This window comes from Paraeggerthella sp., from assembly GCF_048427265.1.
GTDB lineage: Bacteria > Actinomycetota > Coriobacteriia > Coriobacteriales > Eggerthellaceae > Paraeggerthella > Paraeggerthella hominis.
Window position 1 is genome coordinate 1 of sequence record NZ_DBFOSR010000072.1, and the last position, 26,731, is coordinate 26,731.

The window sequence follows — 26,731 nt, forward strand, 5'->3', positions numbered from 1 at the left end:
GCGAACACCACTTTCCAGCCGCGATACGGGGAGACGATCGAGAACGCGATAAGAATCGGGACGTGCATGATCAGGGCGTAGGCGCGCGCGTAGGCGGTGCGCCCGAACAGCAGGAACACGGCGACGTTGACGATGATCGTGCCGAGGGCGAATGCGATCGCGATCTTCTTGCGCTGCGGCGGGATCTTGGCGGGCTGCACGTCGAGCAATATCCACATGAGGGCAACGGCGTAGACGGGCAGGATGAATACGGGTACGAGCGACATGCCGTTACGCCATTCCGGCTTGCACGAACAACCGCTTCAAGTAGGCGGCTTTGACCTCGCCGAACAGTCTGCGCGATACGGGGACCGACTCGTCCGAGAACGTGCGAAGGCTTAGCTTTTCAAGCTCTTGGACCTGATCGAGATTGACGATGAACGCCCGGTGGACTCGGATGAATTCGGGTTGGCTGAGAAGCTGCGGCTCGAAGTCCGACAGCGATCCGGCAACTTCTCGCACGCTCTTGTCGGTCAGGTGAAAGCGCACGGTTCGATTGAGCACTTCGACATAGGCTATGCGCGCGAACAGGATGCTGGCGGCTCCGCTCTTGAGCCTCACGGCCAGTCCCGCGCCGTGCTCTTCGATGCGCAGCCGCAGCTTGTCGAGCATGGGGAACAGCTTGTCGTAGCTCACGGGCTTCAGAAGGTAATGGAACGCGTCAACCTCGTAGCTTTGAACGGCGAACTCGGGTGACGAGGTGAGAAACGCAATCTTGACGTTTTCGTCGAACTCTCGAATTTCCCGAGCGATCTGCATGCCGTCGACGAAAGGCATCATGACGTCGAGCAGCAGCAAATCGAAAACCTCTTTGCGCATGTCGTCGAATAATGCAACGCCGCTGGTGTAAGCGGAGAGGGAGAGGCTGGCTTTCGTTTCCCGACGGTATCTGTCGAGCAAATTCGCGAGCACCGCCAGGTCTTTGGGGTTGTCTTCGCAGAGTGCGATGCGCACGGTGTTGCCTTTCTGGCCGGTGTCGAGTTCCTTGGGGCATCGTCGTTGAACGCAACTGGAAACGTCACCGTGTTTTCTTGATCCGTTCATGTTTGGAAACCTTACCGTTTGTGCAGAAAACGGTTTGCGTATCGAATTATATGACATGATCGCCTTCAAAATGCATGAAATTAAACGAAAGGAAAGCCGATGGGTAAGCGATGGGCGAGCGCGTTTGCGGGGACGATCCTGCTGCTTGCTTTGATGCCGGTGACGGCGTTTGCGGCGGAACCTGCTGCGTCGTTTGGCGGCGGCACCGGGTTGGAGGACGATCCGTACCTGATCGAGAACGAGGCCCAGTTGCGCGCGATGGGAGCCGGACTGAACGATGGCACCCTCTCGAACGCGAGTTTCAAGTTGACGGCGAACATCGATCTCGCTGAGGCTTGGGATGCTCCTTGCGGGACGTATTCCGGCACCTTCGATGGAGGCGGGAGGACGATCTCCGGCTTGGTTGTCAACGGCGGCGCTTCGCAGGCGTCGTTGTTCGGCATGGTGAAGGGCCGTATCGTGAATCTGGGGTTGGCGGACGTTGCCGTGACCGGGGGGAACTACGCTGGAGCTTTGGCGTCGGAGTTGCGGGGAGGCGTCGTTTCGCGTTGCTTCGTTTCGGGTGCGGTCAGCGGCAATGACTCCGTGGGCGGGTTGGTCGGCGCTGCTACCGGCCGCGCGCTTATCGAGAATTGCTACAGTACGGCTTCCGTGACCGGATCGGCAAGCTCTATTGGCGGCATTGCGGGCTTCGTGCGCACGGGTGTCAACATCTCGTATTCCTATAGCACGGGCATGGTGCAGGGGAAAGAGGTGGTCGGCGGCATCGTGGGCAACGTGGACAACTACCAGGGCGAGAATACCATCAAGAATTGCGCCGCGCTCGGTTCGTCCGTTATTGCGACGAGCGGTGCCTCGTCGGCAGGTCGCGTCTGGGGCAACGCTGTAAATGAAAACGTATTTACAGCTTCGAATAATTATGGGTTTGCGGGCATGAGCGTTGGCATTGGGTTGTCTGATATCGCGCCTGAGAAGGGTGCCGAGACGAAGGACGGCGCGGATGCGTCCGCAACGGACATCGTCGACGCATCGTGGTGGCAGCGTCAAAACGGACTCGGGTTCATGGCGGCTCCTCTGGGCGCTTGGACGTTTTCCTCTGGGAACCTGCCTGTGCTGATGGGCGAGAAGAACCCGATTCCCACTCATATTGCGTCCGAGGCCGTGTGCACCGTTTCGTTCGACGTTGCTGGCGGCAGCGCCGTGGAACCCCAAACGGTTAAGGCCGGATCGAAGGTCGCCAAACCGGTCGACCCGGTAAAGAGCGGCGCGACGTTCGGCGGATGGTGCAAGGATTCCGCATTGACGGTTCCGTGGGATTTCGAAAGCGATACGGTTGCCTGCGATACCACGTTGTACGCGAAGTGGACGGCTTTGGCGCCAGTGTACGTCGACCGCACCATCGTGGACGAAAAGAGCTTGGTCCAGGTGAGTGGGAAGCTGACCGAGGGCGCTGTGCTCGAAGTGGCGCCCTTGTCCTCGGGCGCTGCGTACCAGGCGGTTCTGGCTCAGGTCGACCGTGGGGCGTGCGATGTGCTTTCCGCGTACGAGGTGAGCGTGACGGGAGGCTCGTACGAGGGCGCGTTGCGGCTGTCGTTCCCTTTGGATAGGAAGCACGATGGGGAAACGGTTACGGTTCACCATCTGAAGGCGGATGGAACCATGGAGACGATGACGGTCGAATGCGCGAACGGGAAGGTGCTGGTCAGCGTGGGCGAGCTTTCATCTTTCGCCTTGACGGTGCCAAAGGACGTGCAGGACGGCAAGATCGTGCCGGCGGCTGAGGCTCAGCCTAAGACGTTGGTTAAAACGGGAGATACGTCGAACATGATAGCTATGGCCTTGATCGCGTGCGTTGCGTTCGGCGCCGTTGCGCTGGGCGCGGTTGGTGTACGCAAGCGCAGCGAATAACGAAGAAGGAAGCGAGGGATCTGCTGGCAGCAAGCGTTGCCTTGTTTGGGTCCTTTCCAAGAAAATGGAGGATGACATGGAAAAGAGCGGGTCTCAGAAGGTTCTCAAGGTTATTTCGATCATCATGATTGTGCTGGGCGTCCTGGGGGTTGTATCGGGGGCGTTGCTGCTGGCCGGAGGCGGTGCTTTGGGCGTATCGGGTATCGATACGGCAAACGACGATGCCGCCGTTGCGGGTGGATTGACTATGATCGTTGGGTTCGGCTTGCTTTTGTCGTCCGCTTTCAACCTGATCATCGGTATTTTCGGGTTGCGCGGGGCGAACAACCCCAGCAAGATCGGCGCGTTTTTCGTTTTGGCAGTTCTGGGCGTGGTGTTCGGCGCGCTCAACCTGGTAGGCACGTTTCTCGGCGGCGCGGACGCTTCGTCTATCGTAAACGCGGTTGTGTCTTTGGTTCTGCCTATTACGTGCGTGATACTTGCGAACAACATCAAGCATCAGGAAATGCGCTGGTAGAAAATCACTTTCAACTGCGGGGTCGTATGCGGTTCGTGCGGCCGCATAAGCCCCGCAGTTCGCATTTCATCGGTTATTTCGCCGCTCGTGCTTTCGCGCGGGCGGTTTTTTCGTATGATGGTTCCGCCCGTTCGGCCGAGGCATGTGCGCCTGGTCGGGGCATCTTCATTCCGACACTGTTACATGAATCAAAAGGTGGGTTCGTTATGACGAAGAAGGTGCTGGTTTCCGAGAAGCTGGCCGAAGCCGGCCTTGCGGTGCTGCGCGACAAGGGCATCGAGGTCGACGTCAAGCTGAAAATGACGCCCGAAGAGCTGCTTGCGGCCATTCCCGAGTACGACGGGCTCATCGTGCGGTCGGCCACGAAGGTCACGCGCGAGGTGATCGAGGCTGGCGGCAAGCTGCGCATCATCGGGCGCGCGGGCGTAGGCGTGGACAACGTCGACGTGGAGGCCGCAACCGAGCGCGGCGTCATCGTATGCAACGCGCCGACGTCGAACATCGTGTCGGCCGCCGAGCACACCATGGCCCTCATGTTGGCATGCGCGCGCAACATCGCGCCTGCGAACGCGTCCATGCATGCGGGCGTGTGGGAGCGCGCCAAGTTCACGGGCGTCGAGCTGTACGAGAAGACGCTGGCCATCTTCGGCCTGGGCCGCATCGGCGGCTTGGTCGCCGAGCGAGCCCGCGCGTTCGGCATGAAGCTGATCGGGTACGATCCGTACTGCAGCCCCGAGCGTGCCGAGCAGCTGGGCGTGACGTTGTACGACGACGTGAACGCCATCGTTCCGCTGGCCGATTTCATTACGGTTCACCTGCCCAAGACCAAAGAGACCATCGGCATGTTCGGGCCGGAGCAGTACGCCGCCATGAAAGACGGCGTCATCTTGGTCAACGCTGCGCGCGGCGGCATCTTCAACGTCGATTCGCTGGCCGATTTCCTGGCGGCGGGCAAGATCGGCGCGGTGGGGCTTGACGTGTACGAAACGGAGCCGTGCCGCGAGAGCCCGCTGCACGAGTTCGAGAACGCCATCCTCACGCCGCATCTGGGTGCGAGCACGCTCGAGGCTCAGTTGCGAGCGGGCGTGCAGACGGCCGAGTACGTGGCGGCCGGCCTGGAGGGGTCCATCGTTCCCACGGCGCTCAACATGGCTCCCGTGCCGCCCGAGGTCATGGACACGGTGGGACCCTACGTTCCCGCCTGCCAGATGATGGGCAGCATGTTGTCCCAGATCCACGGCGAGGTTCCGCAGTTCTTGAAGCTGACGGCGGCGGGCGCGCTGGCGAACGCCGACCTGTCCATTCTGGTTGCCGGCATGCTCAAGGGGCTGCTGTCCTACCAGAACACGGCAACGGTCACCCCGGTGAACGCCGAGGCCGTAGCGAAGCGCCACGGCATTCGCATCGATACGCTGTCGAACGCCGACGCCGCCGGGTACGCTTCCACGGTGTCCATCGTGGCCGACGGCACCGAGGTTGCGTGCACGCTGGCCGGCGAGGCGCAGGCGGCGCGCCTGGTGTCGCTTTTGGGGTACAAGATGGACATCGCCCCGGCGTCGCAGTCGCTCGTGTTCGAGTACGAAGACGCGCCGGGTCGCGTGGGCACCATCGGGACCATCTTGGGCGAAGCGGGCATCAACATCACCACGATGCAGATCGGCACGAAGTCGGAGGAGCGCTGCGCGCTTGCGTACATGAACGTGGAGGGTTCGGTCGACGAGGACGTGCTGGCGAAGCTGCGCGCGGGCTTGGCCGACCTCAAGAACCTCTGGTACATCAAGCTGTAAGATCGGGGGGAGAAGTTGCAGCGGTGCTTCAGAGAAGCGCCGCTCGCCTCCCTTTCCGGTCGGTTTCCCGGAATTGACCGGAGCTTCAAGAATCCCAATTGAATTGGTTGGCTTAATTAGCTATGATTATCAAACCAATTTGAGCAGCCTGCCGCCCGCGGCGCCTTTCGGCGAAGCGGGCGGCAGGCGTATGACGGGAAGGAATGAGCACATGACGCGCAAGATCGATATCTTCGACACCACGCTGCGCGACGGCGAGCAATCGCCGGGCGCATCCATGAACACCGAGGAGAAACTGGTGGTCGCGCGTCAGCTGCTACGTCTGAACGTCGACGTCATCGAGGCGGGTTTCCCCATTTCGAGCCCGGGCGATTTCGAGAGCGTCCGCCGCATCGCCGAGCTGGCGGGCGATCAGGCCGTCGTGTGCGGTTTGACGCGCGCGGTCGAGAAGGACATCGATTCGGCGGCCGACGCGCTTCGCTACGCCAAGCGCCCGCGCATTCACACGGGCATCGGCGTGAGTCCGAGCCATTTGCGCGACAAGCTGCGCATCACCGAAGAAGAGTGCATCGAGCGCGCGGTCAAGTGCGTGAAGTACGCGAAAAAGTACGTCGAGGACGTGCAGTTCTACGCCGAGGACGCGGGCCGTTCCGACTACGATTTCCTGGTGCGCGTGATACAGGCCGTCGTGAGCGCGGGTGCCACCGTGGTGAACATTCCCGACACGACGGGCTATTCGCTGCCCGAAGAGTTCGGACAGCGCATCAAGTACCTGGTCGACGGCGTGAACGGCATTGAGAACGTGAAGATCGCCGTGCATTGCCACAACGATCTGGGCATGGCCACGGCGCTTGCCATGGCCGGCGTGAGAAACGGCGCCCGCCAGGTCGAGTGCACCATCAACGGCCTGGGGGAGCGTGCGGGCAACACGGCCATGGAGGAAGTGGTCATGGCCATCAGGATGCACGAAGAAGAGCTGGACGCGCACACCGACGTGAACACGCGCGAATTCGTGAAGGCCAGCCGCTTGGTGTCGTCCATCACCGGCATGAACGTGCAGGCCAACAAGGCTATCGTGGGCGCGAACGCGTTCGCGCACTCCTCGGGCATTCACCAAGACGGCGTGCTGAAGAAGCGCGACACCTACGAGATCATCGATCCGGTGGACGTGGGCGCGGGCCAGAGCCAGATCGTGCTGACGGCGCGTTCGGGCCATGCGGCGCTCAAGCATCGCTTGGAGGAACTGGGCTACGACTTCGAGGGCGAGGCGCTCGATCAGGTGTACGAGGCGTTCCTCAACCTGGCCGACAAGAAGAAGGAGGTCTACGACGAAGACCTGGAGAGCCTGATCAACGAGCGCGATCGCAACGAGCGCGCGCTGTACACGCTTGAAGCCATCCAGATCAGCTGCGGTTTCCCGCTCACCCCGACCGCAACGCTCACGCTGCGCGATGCCGAGGGCGAGGTTCGCACGGTGTGCGAGTACGGAACCGGCCCCATCGACGCCGCGTTCAAGGCTGTGGACAAGATCGTGCAGGTGGGCAACGACCTGACCGAGTTCACGGTGACCTCCGTCACGCGCGGCATCGACGCCTTGGGCGAGGTGACCGTGCGCGTGACGGCCGAGGGCGGGGACGCCTATACCGGTCGCGGGGCGGACGGCGACATCATCGTCTCGTCGGCGAAGGCGTACCTGAACGCCTTGAACCGACTGCTTTTGGACAAGCAGCAGCGCGCGTAAGCGTTTCGGCTGCGTGCAAGCTGCTGGCAAGGACCGACGAGGGGTGCGCTGACGAAGGTTGGCGCACCCCTCGTCGCGTTGCTGGGGCGCGGGCGTGCCGGGGTGCGTTGCGCTCGATGCGACGCGGGCGCTTGCGCTTGCGCGCCGGACTCCCGGTTTCCGCGGCTGGCTTCCCGATCGGTTTTTTCGCCTTTCGTCTTGGAACAGCTTCCGTTCGCCTGTAATTGACACCTGATCACCCACGTTTACGGACCGTTGACGATTCTTCATGAGAAGACGACTGACAGTTCTGCTGCTCGCGGGGTATGCTAGAGATAGCGATCAAGGTGAATCGCTATCCTGAACGCATCGCATGCGCTTCCAAGAGAAAGGATGCACAAATGAACAATCCTGCTCAGGAATCCTATCAACTCTACATCGGGGGCCAGTGGGCCGACGCGTCCGACGCCGCGACGCTCGATGTCTACTGCCCTGCAAACGGAGAGAAGCTCTCCACGATTGCCGACGCTTCGAAAGAAGACGTCGAGCGCGCCGTCGACGCCGCATGGAAGGCTTTCGAGACCTGGGGCAAGACCGACAAGGCCGAGCGCGCGATCATCCTGAACAAAATAGCCGACGTCATCGAGGAGAACGCAGAGCATTTCGCCCTGCTGGAAACCCTTGACAACGGAAAGCCCATCCGCGAGACGCGCGCCATCGACGTGGCTTACTCCGTCGACCACTTCCGTTACTTCGCCGGCGTGCTTTTGGCCGACACGGGCGAGGCCGACATGCTGCCGGGCAACATGATGTCGCTCGTGGTCCACGAGCCCATCGGCGTGGTGGGCCAGATCGTGCCGTGGAACTTCCCCTTCCTCATGGCCGCCTGGAAACTTGCTCCGGTGCTGGCTGCCGGCGACTGCACGGTGTTCAAGCCGTCTTCTACCACGTCGTTGACCGTGCTCGAACTGGCTCGCTTGACCCAGGACATCATTCCCGCCGGCGTGTTCAACGTGGTGACGGGCCGCGGCTCCAAGTCCGGCCAGTACATTCTGGACAACCCCAAGATCAGCAAGCTGGCGTTCACCGGCTCCACCGAGGTCGGTCGCGACGTCGCCCGTGCGGCGGCCGAGCGCCTGATTCCGGCTACGCTCGAACTGGGCGGCAAGTCCGCGAACATCATCTTCCCCGATTGCAAGTGGGACATGATGCTCGACGGCGTGCAGTTGGGCATCCTGTTCAACCAGGGCCAGGTATGCTGCGCCGGCAGCCGAATCTTCGTGCACGAGGACGTCTACGATAAGTTCGTCGAAGATGCCGTCAAGGCGTTCGAGAACGTGCGTGTTGGCTTGCCGTGGGAAGACGACACCCAGATGGGCAGCCAAATCGACGAGCGCCAGATGAACAAGATCCTGGAGTACGTCGAGATCGCCAAGCAGGAGGGCGGCAAGGTGCTCGTGGGCGGCGAGCGAGCTACGGAAGGCGAGCTGGCAAAGGGCGCGTTCCTCAAGCCGACGCTGCTGGAGGTGCCGAACAACTCGTGCCGCGTGGCTCAGGAGGAGATCTTCGGGCCGGTGGCCGTGGTCATCAAGTTCAAGGACGAGCAAGAGGTCATCGACATGGCCAACGACTCGGTCTACGGCCTGGGCGGTGCCGTGTGGACTCGCGACATCAACCGCGCGTTCCGCGTTGCCCGAGGCGTGAAGACGGGCCGCATGTGGGTGAACACTTACAACCAGATTCCGTCGGGCGCGCCGTTCGGCGGCTACAAGCAGTCCGGCATCGGTCGCGAGACCCACAAGGTGATGCTCGAGCACTACACGCAGACGAAGAACATCATGATCAACCTGGGCGAAGAGCCGAGCGGCTTCTATCCCCAGAAGTAAGCGCTGCAAGCGGTTCGCGTTTCAACCTTCGAAGGGGTCCGGCATTGCGTCGGGCCCCTTTTGCGTGGTGCGCCAACGGTTGGCGCGCGGTCGGATCGGGCGCGCTCTTCCTGCGAACGAGGGCTTTCGGCGTGCGTTTGCTTCCTCGCAAGCCGGCTTGCGCGCGAAAAACCGCCGTCGCTGGCAGGTTTTGACGGTTAGAGGTTGTCGCTCTCGTCGTTGCGTGCGCCGCTGCTCGGATCGTATTTTGTTTTACCAGGTCACAGCTATGGTCTGCGGTATTGCCTTTTCTCGGGCGCGCGTCTTGCCCGGTTCGACGACCCCAAACCGTCAAAACCTGCCAGCGAACGCGATTTTTCGTGCGCACGTGGTCTGCGGCGGCGGCGCCGTTGCCGGCTTGCCGTCTTGCGGGGTTCTGCAAGGGTTCACGGTGCGCGCGATTTGCCCGTGTCGCCGGTACGTGCGGGCCGCTACCATGAAACGCAGACAATGGGAAGGGAAGGGCGAAAACGATGGCTACCATGAATCCGGAACACGCGAGCGCGGTGATCGAGCTGATCAACCGCTCTCCTTACTTCGAGCTGCTTGACGTGAAGCTGGTGGAGCTGGGAGAGGGGTCGTGCGTCGCGTCGTGCGATCTTCAGCGCAAGCACATGAACGCATTCGGCGGGGCCCATGGCGGCGCGTACGCCTCGCTGCTCGATTGCGCTGCGTATTGGGCGGTGTACGGATGGCTCGAAGAGGACGAGGGCTGCACGACGATGGACATCAACGTATCGAACCTCAAGGCTTCGAGCGTCGGTCCCGTTACGGCGACGGGTCGCGTTATCAAGCGAGGTCGCACCATGTGCTTCTGCGAGGCTGAAGTGCGCAACGGGCAGGGTGCGCTGCTGGCGCATGCAACTTCGAAGCTTCTGGTAGGACCTCATCTTCAGCCTATGAGCGCGGCCGTGCGCGAACTGGGCTCTGCCGCGTTGCCACCGAAGTTTCTCGCATGAGAAGCACAGCGCCCCGAAGGAAGGCCGCGCAAATCCGCAGCCTTCCTTCGGGGCGTTGAAAGCCTACAGGTTGCGTCGCAGCTGCGCTTCCTTGATCTGCATTTCAAGCGAGCTGTGGATGATGTTGGCGAAGGGGCCTGCCTGACCGGTTAAATGCTCGACAGTGGGCTGGTCGCACTTGCGGATGTAGTAGTACAGAAACGCGCAGGTGTAGAACTCGGCAAGGAACTGGATGTTCTCGTTGGGAAGGTAGCGGTTCGACAAAATGGTGTCGATGTCCGTGCGCAATGCGGGCAAGTACAGGTTGTACAGGTAGTTGCGCAGCGAATAAGGGCTGTTGTCCACGAGCGCTTGCGTGTAGAAGCGTCGCTTGGCCTCCAGCACGTTGCCGAAGCATTCGAAGAACTCGGAATGGTCGAGCGAGCGAACGCCGGATTTCTGCAGGATGTAGTAGGGGAAGCGGGAGATGGAGTCGTTCGAGTTCTCTTCGTACACCAGAGCGCTTTCGGGGAAGCGCTTCTTGAGCTCCTGGCCTAAATCGTAGCGGAATATCCACGTGATGAGGCATTCTTTGTTTTCGAAATGGTAGTAGAACGTTTTGCGGTTCTTCCCAGTGCGCTCGATGATGTCGCTGATCGACACTTTCTTCAAGGGCATTTCGTCGCAAAGCGCCACGAAGGTGTCGGCGATGAGGAGCATCGTGCTTAGCGCGTTCATAGGGCTGCCTCGCTCTCGGATTGTACGGCCTGCGGTGAACGCTTGCAGTATAGCGTGTGCTGCCGGCTATTTCTAGGACAAAATAAAAAAAATGTGCATGTTTGCAGTTTGCAAACCCCCAGAATTAGGATAACTATGCCCTAAAAAGCCCACTAAATGGGCAATTTGTACCAGCAATGTTGGGCTAAACACCCCGAATAACCAACAATCTAATCTATCTGTCCATCGTCAGCCTAAAAGTCAGCGCGTACAATGACGATCAAGAGGTCGGGCAAGACGAGTCGCCCTCTTGGCGTATCACGTGAATGAACGCTTGGCAAACGCAAAGCGGAAAGGGGTTGTAACGTGGCAAAGTATCAGAAGCTGCTCGAGCCGTTCTCGATCGGCAACGTCGAGCTGAGGAACCGGTTCGTCATGCTGCCGATGACGATCGAGAAGGTCGACAACTATCACATTTCGGACGATTTGGTGGACTTCTACGAGCAGCGCGCTAAGGGCGGCGTGGGCCTGATCGAAGTGGGCAGCGCGTACATCTGCGATTGCTTCAACACGGAGCCGAAGTACCACACCACGACGGGCGCATGCGGCATCTGGGCCGACGAGTTCAATCCCGGTTGGCAGCGCATCGCCGAGGTTTGCCACAAGCACGGTTCCAAGGTGGCCGCTCAGCTGCAGCTGTGCTACGAGTGGCGCGCCTCCGGCGATGATCCGCTGCTGTCCTACGCTCCCTCCAAGGACGTTCCCAGCGGTCCGTTCGTGGGCATGCCCGAGCGCGAGTACACCAAAGAAGAGATCGCCATCGTGGTGAAGCAGTACGGCGAAGCTGCCAAGCGCGCCAAGGACAGCGGCATCGACATCATCGAGATCCATGCCGGCATCGGCTACATGGTCATGCGCTTTTTGTCCAAGTACTCCAACCATCGTACCGACGAGTACGGCGGAAGCGCCGAGAACCGCGCTCGCTTCCTCTGCGAGATCGTCGACGAGATCCACAAGACCTGCGGCGACGACATGCCCATCCTGGTGCGCATCTCCGCCGACGACTTGATGCCGAACGGCAACCGCATCGAGGACACCCTCGAGATCATCCCGATCGTCGAGAAGCACGGCGTGGACGCCTGGAGCGTGCAGGCCGGCTTCCACGAGGCTCCGCGCCCGGTCGCGAACCAGATCGTTCCCGAAGGCGAGTTCATCGACCTTGCCAAGCAGGTGAAGACCGTTACGAACAAGCCCGTCTTCCCCGGCACCCGCATCAACACGCTCGACATGTGCGACAAGGTTGTCACGCAGGGCTACGGCGACGCCGTGGGCATGGCGCGCCAGTTCATCGCCGATCCCGACACGGCTGCCAAGGTTGCCGCCGGCCATCCCGAGCAGGTTCGCCCCTGCATCGTGTGCAGCCGCTGCCTTGACAACATCTTCATCGGCAAGCCGTGCCAGTGCTCCGTCAACGCCAACGTGTGGGAAGGCGTCAAGGTGGGCCTGCCCGAGGAAAAGCCAGCCGAGGCTCAGAAGCACGTCGTCGTCGTGGGCGCTGGCCCCGGTGGCCTGGAAGCTGCTCGCGTTGCGGCCGTCCGCGGCCACAAGGTGACCGTGCTCGACAAGTCCGATCGCGTTGCCGGCCTGCTGGGCATGGCGCAGGTGCTCAACGCCAAGATCGAGCCGCTGGTGTCCTACTGGAACGAAGAGATGAAGCTGCATCCGAACATCGAGGTCAAGCTCAACACCTACGTGGACGCCGACACGGTGAAGGCTCTCAACCCCGACGAGGTCATCGTATCTCCCGGCGGCGGCATCATCAGCCTTGACGTTCCCGGCATCGACGGCAAGAACGTCGTGAAGTCCGAGGACATCAAAGAGATGTGCTCCGGCAAGGTTCCCGAGGGCAAGGGCATGCTGTGGAAGGCTGCCGTCGCGGCCATCAAGGCGCAGGGCGGTACCGTGGGCTTCATGCGCATGGGCCTGAACATGGCGTCCGGCCCCACCGCTATCGTGGGCAAGCGCGTCGTGGTCGTGGGCGGCGGATTCGCCGGCTTGGAAGTTGCCGAGGCGATGTGCGAGAACCGTGAGATCACGGTCATCGAAGAAGCCAAGAAGATGGGCAACGGCATCGGCATCATCGACAAGAACCCCACCATCAACTTGGTGAAGTCCAAGGGCGTGAAGCTCATGCCGCTGACCCGCCTGGTCGAGGTTACGAAGAAGGGCGCGAAGGTTCAGAACGTCGAGACCGGCGAAGAGCAACTTATCGAGTGCGATACCGTTCTGACGTCGCTCGGCGTCGAGCAGAACACCAAGCTCTACGACGAGATCGCCAAGGTGTTCCCGAACGCCAAGCTCATCGGCGACGCTACCACGCCGGCCGGCAAGGTCTACCGTACGCTCGAGGCTGTCAAGGGCGGCTACGCAGCGTCGATGACCCTGTAGTTCTTATGGCACGACCCGGAGGCGCGGTGACGCTGCGCCTCCGGAAGCGGATGCCGTCTGCTGCAACGGCGGCATCCGATTACCAAGGTTCAAGCACGCAAGTGTTTTGAATAGAGACCGTCCTTTGAAGGAGGAAACATGGATTTCAGCTACACCCCGGAACAGCTCGAGATCAAGAAGGGTATTCGCGAGTGGTGCAAGGAGCACCTGACCGAGGAAGTCATCGCTGCCGGTTACAAGAACCGCGGCATCGCTCCCGAGGTTGCCAAGGCTTGGGTTGACGACGGCTGGGGCATGTACGGCCTGCCCGCGGAGTACGGCGGAAAGCCGGTCGACCATGTGACCATGGCCATGATCATCGAAGAGCTCAACCATGCTGGCGGCAACATCCCCATGGCTCCCAACCTGCTCATCATGTTCGACATGTGCGAGTTCGGTAACCCCGAGCAGGTCAAGTACGCTATCGACTACTACAAGGAGAACGGCTATCCTCCGTACTGCCTGGCCATCTCCGAGCCCGGTGCCGGTTCCGACAACCAGGGCATGGAAACCTGCGCCACCAAGGATGCCGACGGCAAGATCCACATCAACGGCACGAAGACCTGGGTGACCTCGGGCGAGAACTCCGGCGGCTTCATCGTTGTCTGCAAGGACGAGGATCCGTCCCGCGACAACAAGGAAATGTCCATGTACCTGGTGGCTTCCGACGCTCCCGGCGTGACCATCGAGCCGCTCAACAAGATCGGCATGCAGATCATGCCGTTCTCGATGATCCACTTCGACGACGTCGTGGTCGAGGAAAGCGCGCTGCTGGGCATCAAGGGCAAGGGCTTCTACCAGCTCATGAAGAACTTCGAGTGGGAGCGCTGCGTGCTTCTGGCCGAGCTTCTGGGCGAGGCTCAGGCTGCCATGGACGACGCCTGCGCATGGACCAACGAGCGTCTGCAGTTCGGCAAGGGCATCAAGACGTTCCAGCTGGTTCAGGAGCACATCGTCGAGATGCAGATCGAGCTCTCCAACACCCGTAACTTCCTGTATCGCACCTGCTGGAAGCTTGACAACGGCATCCCCGTCAACAACGACGCCGCCATGCTCAAGCGCTACGGTGCTCCCGCGATGACCGACTGCTGCTCGCGCGCTCTGCAGCTGATGGGCGGCCTGGGCTACACCGACGAGACCCGCGTGTCCCGCCTCATGCTCGACTGCCGCGGCTTCCAGATCGGCGGCGGCACCGTCGAGATCATGGTGCACATCTCCGGTCGCGGTATCCTCAAGGAGTACGCGAAGGCCGTGGAGGATCCGGATCACCTGTACACGATCTAAGTCCCACCTACCCGTCGGATCGTCTTTTCTGGGACGTTTCCGAAAGCGATGCGGAAGCCCCGGTGCAAGCCGGGGCTTCTCGCCGTTTACAGGGGCGCTCCGGATCGATTGCGGGCGCGAATGGGGGGTGCGACGTCAAAGCCCTGCGCGTTGCATGCGCAGGGCTTTGCGGGAGGCGTTCGTTGTTGCAAGAAGAGGAGCTTAGAGGTTCTTGAAAGATCCCTTGCTTCCGTGGCAGTTCATGCCGATGGCGCGAATGGAACAGAAGGAGCGGTACTTGCAGCGTCCGCACGCGCGCCTGCGGCCCTTTTGCGTGGGGTCGTACATGCCCACGACGCCAACCGTGCTGAAGGGAGGGTCGAACGCTCCGTCGGCGTTCAGCTTCAAGCCCAGGCGCTGCTCGGACTGCGTGTAGAACACGAACTGCGAACGGGATTCCAGCGGGAAGTCGCCGACGCCGGGGCAGAGCCGGTCGTCGGTGTAGAGTTCTTCGTCCAGGGCGGTTTTCACGATGTCGGCGTTCACGTGGTCGGCCGTGCTCTCCACCAAGGCCAGCGCGCATGCGCGTGCGATGGCGCGATCGAGGTCGTCCGCGTTTGCGGGCAGCGCTTCGGGTCGCTCGGGCCCGATGGTTGCGGCCATGAGCGCGCAGTGCGTGGCGCGACGCAGCTTCTCGTAGGAGCTTTGCCCGTGGAACACCATCATGGTGCCGACCAGCTTGATGGCAGGCTCGACGTATTTGGGAGGCAGCGTGCAGATAGCGGGGTTGAACACCTTGTAAGCTCCGCGCGGTTCGTATGCGGCTAGGCAGGCGGCGATGGCGCGGTCGATGCGATGCGCGGCATCTTCGGAAAGCGCGGGCTCGTACGGTTCGTCGGCCACCTCGTCCGGATCGCCCGATGCGGGCTCTTCCTCGGTTGAGGGTTCGTCGAGTTCGGACGGATCGACGTTGAGCGCAGCCAACGCGTCGTCGTCCAGCTGGCGCAGTACGTCAAGACGCGAAAGCGCGTCTATCTCGCACGGCACTTCGATAATCTGCCGAAGCTGGACGGCCATAGTGGTTCTCCTTTGCGGGCTTGCTTGCGCCTTGCGTTTTCCGGGCGCAATTCAAATGATCTCTCAGTGTGATGATAGCGCGTCGGAGGTTGATGCGACCCGGTCATTTACTTTCCTGTGTGCAGTTTTCGCGCATGCGTATCGGGGCAGAATTCGCAGCTTACCCAATCGGACTTGACTGCGCATGCGCAAGGAAGGAACAGAACCAAATCTTTGGCCAGCAATGATGCTCATTCCGTTTGTTTTGACCGTAGGCATACCTTGGTGACGCTCTATCATGAAAGTAATCAGTGGGAAAGGAATACGCCGTTGCAATCGCTTGTGGGCGATTCGACCTGTATGCGGCGGCCTCCTGCTATCAATCCTCGATCAAAGCACGATAAGGGAAGGGGTCCCATGTACGAACTAACGCAAGAGGAGCGCATGATCCTCGCGATGGTGGACGATCTGTGCGTCGACGTCGTGTCGCAGCGTGCTGCCGATATTGACGAGGAGGACGAGTTCCCCGAGGACATCTACGAGCTGTTCGTGGAGCAGGGGCTGTTCGCGCTTGCGTACGGCGAGGAGCACGGCGGCGTCGAGGTGAGCATGCACTGCTGGGTGCGGGTGATCGAGCGCATTGCACGGGAGTCTCCGGCCGTGGCGCTGATGATCCTTATCTCGGCTATCGGGTCCGACGCGTTGGTGTTTTCCGGCACCGACGAGCAGAAGGAGTCCATCCTTCCCGCGCTGGCCGCAGGCGAAGCCAAGATCTGCTTTGCGCTGACCGAGCCCAATGCCGGCTCCGATATTTCCTCCATCGCGACAACGGCTCTGCCCGACGGGGACGGCTACGTGATCAACGGCAGCAAGATATTCATCACCAACGGCGCCGTGGGGGATTACTTCACCGTGTTCGCGCGCGTCAACGAGGACGGCGAATCGAAGCCTTCGTGCTTCATCGTGCATAAGGACACGCCGGGCCTGATCATCGGCCGCAAAGAAGACAAGATGGGGCTGCGCGGTTCCGTGACGTCGCAGCTGTTCTTCGAGAACATGCACGTGGGCCCCGAAACCGTGGTGGGCAACGTGGGCGACGGCTTCGAGATCGCTCACCACACGCTCAACCGCGGTCGCTTGGCCGTTGCCGCGCTTGCCACGGGCGTGACGGCCGCATCGCTTGCGGCGGCGGCAGCGTACGCGAAGGACCGCATCCAATTCGGCAAGCATATCGCCGATCTACAGGCCATCCGCTTCATGCTGGCCGATATGGAAATATCCTTGGAGGCTTCGCGTCTGCTGCTCGATCAGGCGTCGTCCGCGTTCGGCGGCGACATCCAGACCATGATGAAAACCGCTTCGGTGGCCAAGGTGTACTGCTCCGAGGCGGCGGTGAAGGCGTCGGAAACGGCGGTGCAGATCTTCGGCGGCTACGGCCTGTGCAAGGACTACCCGGTCGAGCGCTATTACCGCGATGCAAAATCGTTCACCATCGTCGAGGGAACCAGCCAGGTTCAGCGTTCCCTTATTGCGAAATCGGTTCTGAAGGAGTATTAGGAAGCGTTGCGCCGCCGCATGCAGCGCGATGACTACGAAGGGGGGCTGCCCATGAACGTTGCAGTCTGCATCAAGCAAACCGTCGACACCGAGGCAGAGGTGCGCGTCGATTCCGAGGGACGCGTGTCGACCGAGGGCCAGACGCTCGTTATCGATCCGTACAGCGAGTTCGCGGTCGAGCGGGCGGTGCAGTTGAAAGAGGAGCACGGCGGGGAGGTCTTCGTCGTGTGCGTAGGCGGGGACGAGTCGATGCCCGCCGTTCGCCATGCGCTGTCCATGGGCGCGGATGCGGGGTACCTCATCGACGACCCGGCTCTTTCCGGCGTGGACGGTGCGGCGAAGGCGCGCGTGCTGTCCGCCGCCCTTGAACGCCTGTCCGTAGATCTGATCTTGGGCGGGTGCAAGTCGGCCGATACGTCGAGCGCACAGACCATGCCGCGCGTTGCCGAGCTTCGCGGCCTGCCGTGCGTGCAGGTGGTCACGGAGCTGACGGTTGACGTAGCGGGAGCGACGGTGCGCGCCACGCGCGAGATCGACGACGGCGTTGCCTTGGTCGACGTTGCCTTGCCCGCCGTGGTGACGGCGCAGCAGGGCCTGGCCGAGCCGCGCTATCCTAACGTTCGGTCGATCATGCAATCGAAGAAGAAGCCCGTCACGGTGTGGACGCTTGCCGATATAGGCGTTGATCAGGCGGAAGTGGTTGAGGTGGAGCCCCGGACCCGCGTGCTGCGCTATCGTGAGAAGCCCGCTCGTCAGGGAGGGCGCATCGTCGAAGGCGAAACGACTGCCGAGGTGGTTCGCGCCACGATGGATTTGCTGGCTAGCGAAGCCAAGGTCTTGTAGGACGAAAGGGGATCACCGATGGCAGGAATCTGGGTTTACGCGGAGCCGAAAGACGGTTCGTTTCCGCGCGTGACGTTTGAAATGCTGGCGGCTGCGCGCTCGATGGCCGCCGAGGGCGATGGCAGCGTGACCGCCGTGGTTCTGGGCAGCGGGCTTGCCGATGCTTCGCTCGATTGCCTTGCCCATGCGGGTGCCGATGCGATTGCCGTGCTGGACGATGCGGCGTTGGCGACGTACGCCACCGATGCGTACGCGTCGGCGCTTCAAGCGTTGGCGGAGCAGCAACGCCCCGATGCCGTGCTGTTCGCGGAGGGGGCGACGGGACTTGATCTGGCTCCCGTGCTTGCTCAGCGGCTCAATACCGGCTTCGTGGCCGATGTGGTGGCGATCGCGCGCGACGAGGAAGCGGGCTTCGCGTTCACGCGCGAGCCGTATTCGGGAAAGGTCCAGGCCGACGTCGTTTTCGCAGCCGATGCGCGCCCTATGCTGGCCACCGTGCGCCCGAAGGCGTTCGAGCCCCTTGAGGCAGACGAGCAGCGGACGGCTTCCGTTGTCATGCAGCAGGTGGACGGCTTCGGCGACGTGCGCCAGACGGTGGCCGATGTGGTGCGCCGGGCGTCGGGCCGCGTGGAGCTGACCGAGGCCGATACGGTGGTGTCGGGCGGGCGCGGCACGAAGGGCGCAGAGGGATTCGCGCTGATCGAAGAGCTTGCCGACGTGCTGGGCGCCGCGGTCGGCGCATCGCGGCCTGCGGTCGACGAGGGGTGGACCGACATCCAGTTCCAGGTTGGGCAGACAGGCAAGACCGTTGCGCCTTCGCTCTACATCGCGTGCGGCATTTCGGGTTCCATCCAGCACATGGCAGGAGCTGCGGGTTCGAAGTGCATCGTGGCGGTGAACCGCGATCCCGAAGCGGACATCTTCAAGGTGGCCGATTACGGTATCGTAGCCGACCTGTTCGAAGCCGTTCCGCTTTTGACCGAGGCGTTCCGCGCCAGCAAGGCATCGTAGCGTGGACGCGGCGGTTCCCTCTCGCGAGGCTTTGTGGAACATCGAGGGTTCATGGATCATGTACCCGTGCTTTTTGCTGGTGCTGGCCGTAGCCGCTTACTGTTTCTGGCGGCGCTACCGCTTATGGAAGGTGGGGCTTCCGGCTGATCGGACGGACAATCCGCGCGAGCGCTTGAAAGGCGCGTTCGTCGATGCGGTCCTGCAGGCTTCGGTGCTCAAGGGGCGCGGGACGGGCATCAAGCTGGCTCACCTGGGGATGTACGTGGGCATGGCCGTTATGGCGGTGTCCACCGTTACCTATGCAGCTCAGGTTGACCTGGGGCTTGATATAGCAAAAGGGGATTACTACCTGTACTTTTTGGCCTTCGCCACCGACGTCGCAGGGCTTGCGTTCTGCATCGCGATGGTCGCCTGCATCGTTCGCCGCGTTTCAGGGTCGAACCCTTCGCTGGATACGAAGCCGGCCGATATCGTCGTGCTGGTGTGGCTTTTGGTCATCGGCGTGTCGGGCTTCTTCGTCGAAGGTCTGCGCATCGTGGGGACGAGCGATCCTTGGGCGGCGTTCTCGCCGATAGGAAACCTGTTCGCGCAGCTGTTCGCCACCTGGAGCGCGGAGCAGATCTCGTTTGTCCACCGGGTTCTCTGGTGGGGCCACATGGCCGTGGCTTTCGGCATCCTGGCGTACTGGGTGTATTCCAAACTGGCGCACGTGCTGCTGGTGCCCGCCACGGTGTACTGCCGTTCCTTGGAGCCGAAGGGCACGCTGCCTTACGTCGACCTGGAGGACGAGGACCTGGAGGAATTCGGCGTTGGAAAGCTGGAGGACTTTACCTGGAAGGATCTGCTCGATGCACAGGCGTGCGTCAGGTGCGGGCGCTGCGAGCTTATGTGTCCCGCCCATGCAAGCGGAAAGCCGCTGTCCCCGAAAGATCTCATGCAATCGCTCGATGCTCATCTGAGCGAACGCGGGCCGATCGTGCTCGCCCAGCGCAAAGCCGAGGCGGCGCAGGCGAAGGCGGCGGGTTCCGAATCGGGGTCGAAGGAGGGCGGCGCTCCGGCGGTCGCGTTCGAGCCGACCGAGCAGCAGCAGGCGGTGCTGGACAAGGTGCTGGTGGGCGATGTGATTTCTCCCGAAGCGCTTTGGTCGTGCACGACGTGCGGCGCGTGCATGGAGGCTTGCCCGGCGCTTCTGGAGCACGTTCCGAAGACGGTCGGCATGCGTACGTACCAGGTGTCGATGGAAAGCGCGTTTCCCAGCGAGGCGACTTCGACGTTCCGCAGCTTGGAGACCAACGGAAACCCGTGGGGCTTGGGATGGCAGAGCCGCTTGTCCTGGGCCGAGGGGCTGGACGTGCCGACGTTGGCCGACGTTCCGGATGCCGAGTACGTGTACTGGCCCGGTTGCGCTGGGGCGTACGATGCGCGCAACCGCAAGGTGTCGCGCGCTCTGGTGGCGCTCTTGCAGCATGCCGGCGTGAGCTTCGCCGTCATCGGAAACGAAGAGAAGTGCTGCGGCGATGCCGCGCGGCGCCTGGGCAACGAGTTCGTGTACTATCAGCTGGCTACCGAGAACATCGAAACGCTCAAGGCGTACGGAGCGAAGAAGATCATCGTGCAGTGCCCTCACTGCGCGCACGTGATCGAGCGGGACTATCCGCAGCTGGGCGGCACGTTCGAGGTGGTGCGGCACGTCGAGCTGCTGGAGCGTCTGGTGAGAGAGGGCAAGCTGGGCTGCACCGCCGGCATGAGCTCGCGACTGCCGTTCGAGTACGTTGCCTATCACGACTCGTGCTATCTGGGTCGCTATGCGGACGTGTACGAAGAGCCGCGTGCATTGGTGACCGCCAGCGGCGCGCGCGTGGTGGAGATGGAGCGTACGCGCGAGCAGAGCTTCTGCTGCGGCGCGGGCGGCGGGCGCATGTGGCTCGAGGAACGCGAGGGCCAGCGCATCAACGCCATGCGAACCGACCAGGCGCTTGCTACGGGCGCGGATGCGGTGGCAACGGCGTGCCCGTTCTGCCTTGCCATGTTCGAGGACGGGTTGGCGGCACGCGACGCCGACGTTCCCGCAAGAGACGTGGCGGAGCTTCTTGCCGAGGCTCTTCGATTGGTATAGCGTGTCGTCGACGCCGCCGCATTCTGCTTGCGCCGGCGTCGGGGCGTATGCGGGAAGGAGTTCGCGGTGAATGCGTGGCGCTCAGGAGAACTGCTGGAAGTGCCGATGGGCGAAGCGCTTTCGGAGATGCTTCGCTCGTACGTCGCGTCGGGCGCTGACCCCGCGCCTCCGCGCCTTGCCGCCACGGTGATGCTGGTGCGCGGCCCGCGCGAAGTGTTCATGCTGCGCCGCGCGAAAACCATGGCGTTCGTTCCCGATGCGGTGGTGTTTCCCGGCGGGGGAGTGGACCCTCGCGACGCTGACGAGCGCCTTCCTTGGGCGGGTCCTTCGCCTGCCGTCTGGTCTCGGCGCATGGGCGTAGACGAGGAAACGGCGCGGCGGGTGGTGACGGCGGCGGCCCGCGAGGTGTTCGAGGAGTGCGGCGTGCTGCTGGCGGGACGGGATCACGGCGCCGTGGTTGAGCAGGTGGGTACCTCCGAGTGGGCTGAAGAGCGGCAGCGTCTTGCCGAGCACGAGTCGTCGTTCGCGGAGGTTCTGCTTCGCCATGGACTTGTGCTGCGCGCCGATCTTCTAGGGTTGCGTTCCCATTGGCTGACGCCCGAATTCGAGCCGCGTCGCTACGATACGTACTTTTTCGCCGCGCTTGCTCCGCAGGGGCAGGTTCCCGATGACCGTACAAGCGAAGCGAACGGCGCTGGTTGGATTGATCCGGTCGACGCGCTGGAGAAAGGCGCTCGGGGCGAGATGCGCCTTGTGCCTCCGACGGTGTACAACTTATCCCATCTTGCGTATGCCGAAAGCCCCGAGTCTTTCGCGGCGGGCGTCGATGGCGCTCAGCGCATCATGCTCGAGCCGTGCAAGCGCGAACCCGAAGGGGCGGTGCTGCGATGCGTGCTTCCGTAGCTGCGTGCGAGCGCGAGCTTCCCCGGCCCGCTCCGGGCACCGTGCCTGCCGATCGGGCTACGTGGCGCGGCGGGCGCTTCTCTGCGCGGGCGCGCTGCATTCTAGCCGACAATCCTTCGCCGCTCACGTACGTGGGAACCAACACCTGGGTGCTTTCGGAACCGGGTTGCACGGGGTGCGTCGTGGCCGATCCCGGTCCTGCGCTGCCCGCGCACCTCGATGCCGTTCATGCCGCGTGTGAAGAGGACGGGCTGCGTGTTGCGGCGGTGGTCCTCACGCACGACCATTACGACCATGCCGAAGGCGCGCAGCAGTTCGCACGACAGGCGAAGGCGCCCCTGCTCGGGCGTCGTGCCCAGACACTTTCGGAAGGGCCTCTTGACCTGGGGGCAGATGCTCCTGCGCTCGAAGCGGTGTTTTTGCCGGGCCATTCGAAGGACTCCATCGGGCTCGTGTTTCCCAAGGATGGGTCCGTTGTGACGGGCGATCACGTGTTCCGTCAGAGCTCCACGCTCATCTGCTGGCCGGACGGCACGCTGTCCGACTACCTGGCCAGCCTGGAGCGCTTGAGGCGCATCGTTCGAACGCGGCGCATACGCGTGCTGCTGACTGCTCACGGATTGCCGATCGACGATCCCTTGGGCTTGATCGACCGGCAGACGGCGCACCGCCTGAGCCGTCTCGATCGCGTGAGGAGGATCGTCGCGGAGGGAGCGGGGTTCGATGTCGATCGTATTCTGGAAACGGTGTACGACGACGTTGACGCGCGTCTGAATCCCGCTGCGCGCGTCAACGTTCAAGCGCAGATCGCGTACTTGCAGGAAGAGGCTGCTTCCTCGACCCGTGTTTGAGGGCGCCCCGCATCGCCGTCATGCGATCAGGTTCGTAACGGTTGACGCGCGCTTCGGTCTTCGATAGCGCGAAAGGCCCCGTACCGTGGAGCTCGCACGTTGTGCGCTCCTTGGTACGGGGCCTTTTAGCTGCCTTTAGAGCCGTTTTCGAACGACCTTTACGCTTGCATGCGCTTGGCAAGCTCCTGTGCCAGCTCGAAGCGCTTCACCTTGCCGGTCGCCGTCTTCGGGATGGCGTCGATGTACTCCATGCGCTCGGGCCACAGGCGCTTTGCGACATGGCGCTCGGCCAGGTAGGCCGTCACGTCTGCCACGGTGGGACGGCGGTCGTCGGTGGGCACGGCAAAGGTGCAGATGCGTTCGCCAAGGCGTTCGTCGGGCATGCCGATGGTGGCCGTTTCGCCGATGCCGGGGCAGCCGATCAGGTCGTCGTCGATTTCGCGAGCGCAAATGTTCTCGCCGCCGCGGATGATGATCTCCTTCTTGCGACCGTTGATGCGAATGCGTCCCTGTTCGTCCATGTATCCCAAATCGCCGCTGTAGAACCAGCCGTCGTCGTCCAAGGCGCGGGCGGTGCGCTCGGGCGCGTTGAGGTAGCCGACGAACTGATGGGGTCCGCGCGAAATCTCCTCGCCTTGTTCTCCCAAGGGCACGTCGTTGCGGTCCATATCCACGATGCGCACTTCGATGCCGGGGAAGGGCGTTCCCGACCACGACCCGTTCCATTCGCGGCAAGCCGCAGGCGGAACGAAGATGTGCGGGCAGCTTTCCGTGGAACCGTAGACCTCGCAGAGCATGACGCCGTGGTTGGCGGCGCACTGCACGAGCGAACCGGGAACCGGCGCGCCTCCGCACAGGAACAGCTCGAGCGTTTCGATCTGCGGGCCGCCTTCGTGCTCGATGCACTTGAGCATGTCGTAGATGAACGGCGTTGCGCCCATCGACCACGTGCACTTCTCGCGGTTCATCTGCTCGATGGCCTGAGCAGGGCGGAAATCCTGCTGCAGCACTGTGCGCCCGCCCAGGATCATGGGGGAGATAAGGCCGTGGTAGAAGCCGGTGGCGTGGTTGAGCGGGGAGGCCATGAACATGACGTCGTCCGAAGTGCGCTCGGTGCCCTTCACGAAAGAGCTTTCCGAGAAGATAAGGTTGTTGTGCGTGAACAGAACCGCTTTGGGCTTGCCCGTGGTCCCCGAGGTGGACAGGATGCACGCGATGTCGTCGGACGTGATGGCCGGCCGCTTCGACAAAGGCTCGTACTGCGAGCAGATCTCGCTCAAGGCGGGCAGATCGGAATGCTTGGGCTCCACTTTGTCGACGAGCGCCACCGGGCCGAGTGAGGGAATCTGGTCGACGATGCTCAGGATCTGCTGCTCGAAATCAACCTTGCCAGCCCTCGTCGGGCAGATGAACACCTTCGATTCGACAAGGTTCATGCCGTACACCAGGTCGGCGTCGTTGAAGTTGCGGGGCAGCGGATGCATGACCGCACCTGCCTTGAGCGCCGCTACGTAGACGATGCAGAATTCCGCCCAGGTGGGCATTTGGAACGTCACGACGTCTCCGGGCTGCACACCCTGTTCGACCAGCCATGCGGCCAGACGCGATGCTTTGTCGTCAATCTCTCCGTACGTGTAGCGTGAGCCCTGGTCGTCGCACACGTATTCGCGTTCCGGATGGCTGGCCACCCGCTCGCTCCAAAGATCCCCCAGTGTTTTCTCGGTCCAATACCCCTGCTCGTAGTAGTGCCGCTTGCGATCCTCGTTGATTTTTAGATCGGTTATCATGCCCCTGATGTCCTCTCCTGATCGACTTTTGCCCGCCTATGCCCTTGAACTGTCGATGCGCTTTGCAGCAAAGCGGGTTGAAGCTGGTTCAGTGCCGATGGTGTATGACTTGCCTGTGCGGGGTGGCCTCCTCGTGTTCGAGATGCGGACTGCGATGCCGCGCTTGTGCGGCCTTTTGCATGGATCATGTGCGTTGCGGCCATTGTATGATGCTGAAGGTATGATTTGTCGGTGAAATGCTTCGGGACCTATCGGTAGTTCCTATGAAACGATAGGGAGCGCCTATAATCCCAGGCGAGCGGTGCGAGCGTCCGGTTAGCGGCGCGGCCTGCCAGCAGGGCGGCGGGCGGCATGGACGCGCCCGCGATTGAGAACGAGCCCGATTCGGCCGACGTGATGCGTGCTGCGGCAATGCGGGAAGCGCAGGTGCCCGACCGCTTTCGTCGGTAGATCCCCTTTAGATTCCGGTCATTATTTGAAATGTGTTACCAATAGGGCTTCCAAAATCAACAATACTATTGAATTGTCCGTGGTGTATGCCGGGGTAGCATGTGACTATAGTACCAGCCTGTGTGCGTTAAAAAAATCGTATGGATCAAAACGTAAAAATGAGGAACACAGGGAAAGGGGCTTGAAACCAATGAGCGTATATCAGGAAAGCTATCATCTGCCGGAGTTCGACTACGAGTACGAAAAACTGCTGATCGAGAAGCGCGGTCCGGTTTACATCTGCTCGTTCAATGACGCGGGCAACCTCAATGCCATGTCGTACAAGCAGATGAGCGAGTTCAACGACTTCCTTATCAAGGTTCGCCTGGACAAGGATTGCCGCGCTATCGTTTTGACGGGCGAAGGCAAGTCCTTCTGCGCCGGCTTCAACCTCAACGACCTGGCTCTTGATCCGCCCGAGGACATGGGCCGCATCCAGCGCGACTTCTACATCATGCAGCGCATGTGCTCCGACCAGATCATCAACATGCGTCGTTGCGAGCAGCCCATCATCGGCGCGCTCAAGGGCTACGCTGTGGGCGGCGGCCTGTCCATCTCCTGCGCATGCGACATGCGCTTCCTGGGCGAGTCCTACAAGATGAACGCTGGCTACCTGTCCATCGGCTACACCGGCACCGACATGGGCGGCGCGTTCTTCCTGCCCAAGATCGTGGGCTATGCTCGCGCTTGCGAGATCCTCATGAACCCCAACCGCTTCGGCGCCGAGAAGCTGCTCGAGTGGGGCTTCGCGAACAAGGTCGTTGCCGACGACGACGTGGTTGAAGAGGCTGTTGCCTTCGCTCAGCAGATGTGCGATGCCACGGCTCCGTTCGGCCTGCGTCTGACGAAGGAATGCCTGCAGGCTTCCTTGGACGGCACCAGCTTCGAGAACGTCATCAAGATGGAGAACCGCAACCAGGTGCTGGCCTCCAACACCAACGACGGCATCATGGGCACCCTCAAGATGAACCCGAAGAACAAGCAGGACGTCAAGGACAACCCGGACAAGTACGCGTTCCATAACATGTAAGAACGCGTCAAGCGTAACGTTCGAGTGCTTTGCAGTGCCCCCGCGCCCTTTGGCGCGGGGGCACTGTCCTATACCGAGGCGGAGAAGGGAATCGCATGAAAATCATCGGTGTAAACGGAAGCCATCGAAGCGGAAAGGGCACGTCGCATCTCTTGGCGGCGGTTCTTGACGAGGCGTCGGCGGCAGGCGCGCAGGTTGAGCTTGTGGAGCTTGCCGATTTGGATATTCAGTACTGCGTGGGATGCAACGCGTGCCTTGCGAAGCCTGCTTGCGCGCTCTCGGGGGACGACATGGCGGCGCTTGTGGAAAAGCTCTTGGCTGCGGACGGTATCGTGCTGGCCTCTCCCGACTACTTCTCGAGCGTTTCGGCTCGCATGAAGACGTTCATGGAGCGCACGCGCCCTCAGCACATGGTGGCCAACGCCTTCAAGGGCAAGGTGGGCGGCATGGTGGCTACGGCCGGGTTGAGCGATTGCGGCGTGGAGGAGACGCTTGCCGCCATGGATCGCTGGTTCGCTACGCAGGAGATGCTCGTGGTGCATCCTCGCCCGGAAGGTCCGGTGCTTGGGTCCGGAGCTGCCGCCACCCAGTACGCTGGCTTCAACGCCGAGAAGGGGCGCGTTCAGTGGCGTCGCGTCGAGGACGACCAGGTGGCCTTCGATGTCGCTCGTCAGCTGGGACGCGATATGGTAGAGCTGCTGGAGCGCTTGGGAGCGTAGCGCTGCCAGGTGTTCGAACCTGCG

The 26,731-nt window shown here is 62.0% G+C and carries 21 protein-coding genes; 16 read left to right on the forward strand and 5 right to left on the reverse strand.

The genetic code is table 11. The annotated features are described in order from the left end of the window. A partial coding sequence (locus ACMNI9_RS06835) for a hypothetical protein (protein ID WP_418831321.1) occupies window positions 1-266 on the reverse strand: 266 nt, incomplete at its 3' end. A 4-nt stretch (window positions 267-270) separates the two neighbouring features. Next, window positions 271-1,083: a LytR/AlgR family response regulator transcription factor gene (locus tag ACMNI9_RS06840; RefSeq protein ID WP_418831322.1), complete on the reverse strand. Its 813-nt coding sequence runs from the start codon at window positions 1,081-1,083 to the stop codon at window positions 271-273. Window positions 1,084-1,182: 99 nt separating this feature from the next. Here ACMNI9_RS06840 and ACMNI9_RS06845 point away from each other — a divergent pair, with 99 nt between their 5' ends. From ACMNI9_RS06845 to ACMNI9_RS06870, 6 genes are all read left to right on the forward strand, one after another. Next, window positions 1,183-2,991 (forward strand): InlB B-repeat-containing protein, encoded by a 1,809-nt coding sequence (locus ACMNI9_RS06845; RefSeq protein WP_418831323.1) that lies wholly within the window; start codon window positions 1,183-1,185, stop codon window positions 2,989-2,991. Between the two features lie 76 nt (window positions 2,992-3,067). After that, entirely contained in the window at window positions 3,068-3,508 is a 441-nt protein-coding gene (locus tag ACMNI9_RS06850; protein WP_216528442.1) for a hypothetical protein, read from the forward strand. Between the two features lie 206 nt (window positions 3,509-3,714). Next, complete coding sequence (gene serA / locus ACMNI9_RS06855; protein WP_114566001.1) at window positions 3,715-5,295, forward strand: phosphoglycerate dehydrogenase; 1,581 nt, start codon at window positions 3,715-3,717, stop codon at window positions 5,293-5,295. A 211-nt stretch (window positions 5,296-5,506) separates the two neighbouring features. After that, window positions 5,507-7,036 (forward strand): 2-isopropylmalate synthase, encoded by a 1,530-nt coding sequence (locus ACMNI9_RS06860; RefSeq protein ID WP_216528444.1) that lies wholly within the window; start codon window positions 5,507-5,509, stop codon window positions 7,034-7,036. Window positions 7,037-7,416: 380 nt separating this feature from the next. Further along, window positions 7,417-8,901 (forward strand): aldehyde dehydrogenase family protein, encoded by a 1,485-nt coding sequence (locus ACMNI9_RS06865; protein WP_114566003.1) that lies wholly within the window; start codon window positions 7,417-7,419, stop codon window positions 8,899-8,901. Window positions 8,902-9,413: 512 nt separating this feature from the next. Next, complete coding sequence (locus ACMNI9_RS06870) at window positions 9,414-9,899, forward strand: PaaI family thioesterase (RefSeq protein WP_225749098.1); 486 nt, start codon at window positions 9,414-9,416, stop codon at window positions 9,897-9,899. A gap of 63 nt (window positions 9,900-9,962) precedes the next feature. Here ACMNI9_RS06870 and ACMNI9_RS06875 read toward each other — a convergent pair whose 3' ends face one another. Continuing rightward, a complete protein-coding gene (locus ACMNI9_RS06875) occupies window positions 9,963-10,616 on the reverse strand; it encodes a TetR/AcrR family transcriptional regulator C-terminal domain-containing protein (protein ID WP_114566005.1) in 654 nt (217 codons plus the stop codon). 345 nt (window positions 10,617-10,961) lie between these two features. On the opposite strand from ACMNI9_RS06875, the gene ACMNI9_RS06880 reads away from it, so the two are divergent. Beyond that, window positions 10,962-13,043 carry an FAD-dependent oxidoreductase gene (locus ACMNI9_RS06880; RefSeq protein ID WP_114566006.1) on the forward strand — a complete coding sequence of 694 codons (2,082 nt, stop codon included), beginning with the start codon at window positions 10,962-10,964 and terminating at the stop codon, window positions 13,041-13,043. Window positions 13,044-13,181: 138 nt separating this feature from the next. Beyond that, window positions 13,182-14,366, forward strand: a complete 1,185-nt coding sequence (locus ACMNI9_RS06885) for an acyl-CoA dehydrogenase family protein (RefSeq protein ID WP_114566007.1) — start codon at window positions 13,182-13,184, stop codon at window positions 14,364-14,366. A 201-nt stretch (window positions 14,367-14,567) separates the two neighbouring features. Here ACMNI9_RS06885 and ACMNI9_RS06890 read toward each other — a convergent pair whose 3' ends face one another. Next, window positions 14,568-15,422 carry a phage tail protein gene (locus ACMNI9_RS06890; RefSeq protein WP_418831324.1) on the reverse strand — a complete coding sequence of 285 codons (855 nt, stop codon included), beginning with the start codon at window positions 15,420-15,422 and terminating at the stop codon, window positions 14,568-14,570. Window positions 15,423-15,818: 396 nt separating this feature from the next. Here ACMNI9_RS06890 and ACMNI9_RS06895 point away from each other — a divergent pair, with 396 nt between their 5' ends. From ACMNI9_RS06895 to ACMNI9_RS06920, 6 genes are all read left to right on the forward strand, one after another. Next, window positions 15,819-16,958 carry an acyl-CoA dehydrogenase family protein gene (locus ACMNI9_RS06895; RefSeq protein WP_216528447.1) on the forward strand — a complete coding sequence of 380 codons (1,140 nt, stop codon included), beginning with the start codon at window positions 15,819-15,821 and terminating at the stop codon, window positions 16,956-16,958. Between the two features lie 51 nt (window positions 16,959-17,009). Next, window positions 17,010-17,801 (forward strand): electron transfer flavoprotein subunit beta/FixA family protein, encoded by a 792-nt coding sequence (locus ACMNI9_RS06900; RefSeq protein WP_418831325.1) that lies wholly within the window; start codon window positions 17,010-17,012, stop codon window positions 17,799-17,801. Window positions 17,802-17,819: 18 nt separating this feature from the next. Next, window positions 17,820-18,812, forward strand: a complete 993-nt coding sequence (locus tag ACMNI9_RS06905; protein WP_418831326.1) for an electron transfer flavoprotein subunit alpha/FixB family protein — start codon at window positions 17,820-17,822, stop codon at window positions 18,810-18,812. A 1-nt stretch (window position 18,813) separates the two neighbouring features. Continuing rightward, window positions 18,814-20,928 (forward strand): heterodisulfide reductase-related iron-sulfur binding cluster, encoded by a 2,115-nt coding sequence (locus ACMNI9_RS06910; protein ID WP_418831327.1) that lies wholly within the window; start codon window positions 18,814-18,816, stop codon window positions 20,926-20,928. Window positions 20,929-20,994: 66 nt separating this feature from the next. Then, window positions 20,995-21,831 (forward strand): NUDIX hydrolase, encoded by an 837-nt coding sequence (locus ACMNI9_RS06915; RefSeq protein ID WP_418831328.1) that lies wholly within the window; start codon window positions 20,995-20,997, stop codon window positions 21,829-21,831. Next, window positions 21,816-22,682, forward strand: coding sequence for an MBL fold metallo-hydrolase (locus ACMNI9_RS06920; RefSeq protein ID WP_418831329.1), 867 nt, complete (start codon window positions 21,816-21,818; stop codon window positions 22,680-22,682). The genes ACMNI9_RS06915 and ACMNI9_RS06920 overlap by 16 nt, the downstream gene beginning before the upstream one ends. Before the next feature lie 158 nt (window positions 22,683-22,840). Here ACMNI9_RS06920 and fadK read toward each other — a convergent pair whose 3' ends face one another. After that, the gene (gene fadK / locus ACMNI9_RS06925; RefSeq protein ID WP_418831330.1) at window positions 22,841-24,469 is read right to left on the reverse strand and encodes a medium-chain fatty-acid--CoA ligase; all 1,629 of its coding nucleotides are present in this window, start codon (window positions 24,467-24,469) and stop codon (window positions 22,841-22,843) included. A gap of 640 nt (window positions 24,470-25,109) precedes the next feature. On the opposite strand from fadK, the gene ACMNI9_RS06930 reads away from it, so the two are divergent. Then, a complete protein-coding gene (locus ACMNI9_RS06930; protein ID WP_114566015.1) occupies window positions 25,110-25,988 on the forward strand; it encodes an enoyl-CoA hydratase/isomerase family protein in 879 nt (292 codons plus the stop codon). 95 nt (window positions 25,989-26,083) lie between these two features. Continuing rightward, window positions 26,084-26,707, forward strand: a complete 624-nt coding sequence (locus ACMNI9_RS06935; RefSeq protein ID WP_114566016.1) for a flavodoxin family protein — start codon at window positions 26,084-26,086, stop codon at window positions 26,705-26,707. Window positions 26,708-26,731: the final 24 nt, after the last annotated feature.

Coding starts and splice junctions, on each gene's coding strand:
- ACMNI9_RS06840 (WP_418831322.1), bottom strand. CDS start 1,083: ATGAACGGATCAAGAAAACACGGTGACGTTTCCAGTTGCGTTCAACGA.
- ACMNI9_RS06845 (WP_418831323.1), top strand. CDS start 1,183: ATGGGTAAGCGATGGGCGAGCGCGTTTGCGGGGACGATCCTGCTGCTT.
- ACMNI9_RS06850 (WP_216528442.1), top strand. CDS start 3,068: ATGGAAAAGAGCGGGTCTCAGAAGGTTCTCAAGGTTATTTCGATCATC.
- serA (WP_114566001.1), top strand. CDS start 3,715: ATGACGAAGAAGGTGCTGGTTTCCGAGAAGCTGGCCGAAGCCGGCCTT.
- ACMNI9_RS06860 (WP_216528444.1), top strand. CDS start 5,507: ATGACGCGCAAGATCGATATCTTCGACACCACGCTGCGCGACGGCGAG.
- ACMNI9_RS06865 (WP_114566003.1), top strand. CDS start 7,417: ATGAACAATCCTGCTCAGGAATCCTATCAACTCTACATCGGGGGCCAG.
- ACMNI9_RS06870 (WP_225749098.1), top strand. CDS start 9,414: ATGGCTACCATGAATCCGGAACACGCGAGCGCGGTGATCGAGCTGATC.
- ACMNI9_RS06875 (WP_114566005.1), bottom strand. CDS start 10,616: ATGAACGCGCTAAGCACGATGCTCCTCATCGCCGACACCTTCGTGGCG.
- ACMNI9_RS06885 (WP_114566007.1), top strand. CDS start 13,182: ATGGATTTCAGCTACACCCCGGAACAGCTCGAGATCAAGAAGGGTATT.
- ACMNI9_RS06890 (WP_418831324.1), bottom strand. CDS start 15,422: ATGGCCGTCCAGCTTCGGCAGATTATCGAAGTGCCGTGCGAGATAGAC.
- ACMNI9_RS06895 (WP_216528447.1), top strand. CDS start 15,819: ATGTACGAACTAACGCAAGAGGAGCGCATGATCCTCGCGATGGTGGAC.
- ACMNI9_RS06900 (WP_418831325.1), top strand. CDS start 17,010: ATGAACGTTGCAGTCTGCATCAAGCAAACCGTCGACACCGAGGCAGAG.
- ACMNI9_RS06905 (WP_418831326.1), top strand. CDS start 17,820: ATGGCAGGAATCTGGGTTTACGCGGAGCCGAAAGACGGTTCGTTTCCG.
- ACMNI9_RS06920 (WP_418831329.1), top strand. CDS start 21,816: ATGCGTGCTTCCGTAGCTGCGTGCGAGCGCGAGCTTCCCCGGCCCGCT.
- fadK (WP_418831330.1), bottom strand. CDS start 24,469: ATGATAACCGATCTAAAAATCAACGAGGATCGCAAGCGGCACTACTAC.
- ACMNI9_RS06930 (WP_114566015.1), top strand. CDS start 25,110: ATGAGCGTATATCAGGAAAGCTATCATCTGCCGGAGTTCGACTACGAG.
- ACMNI9_RS06935 (WP_114566016.1), top strand. CDS start 26,084: ATGAAAATCATCGGTGTAAACGGAAGCCATCGAAGCGGAAAGGGCACG.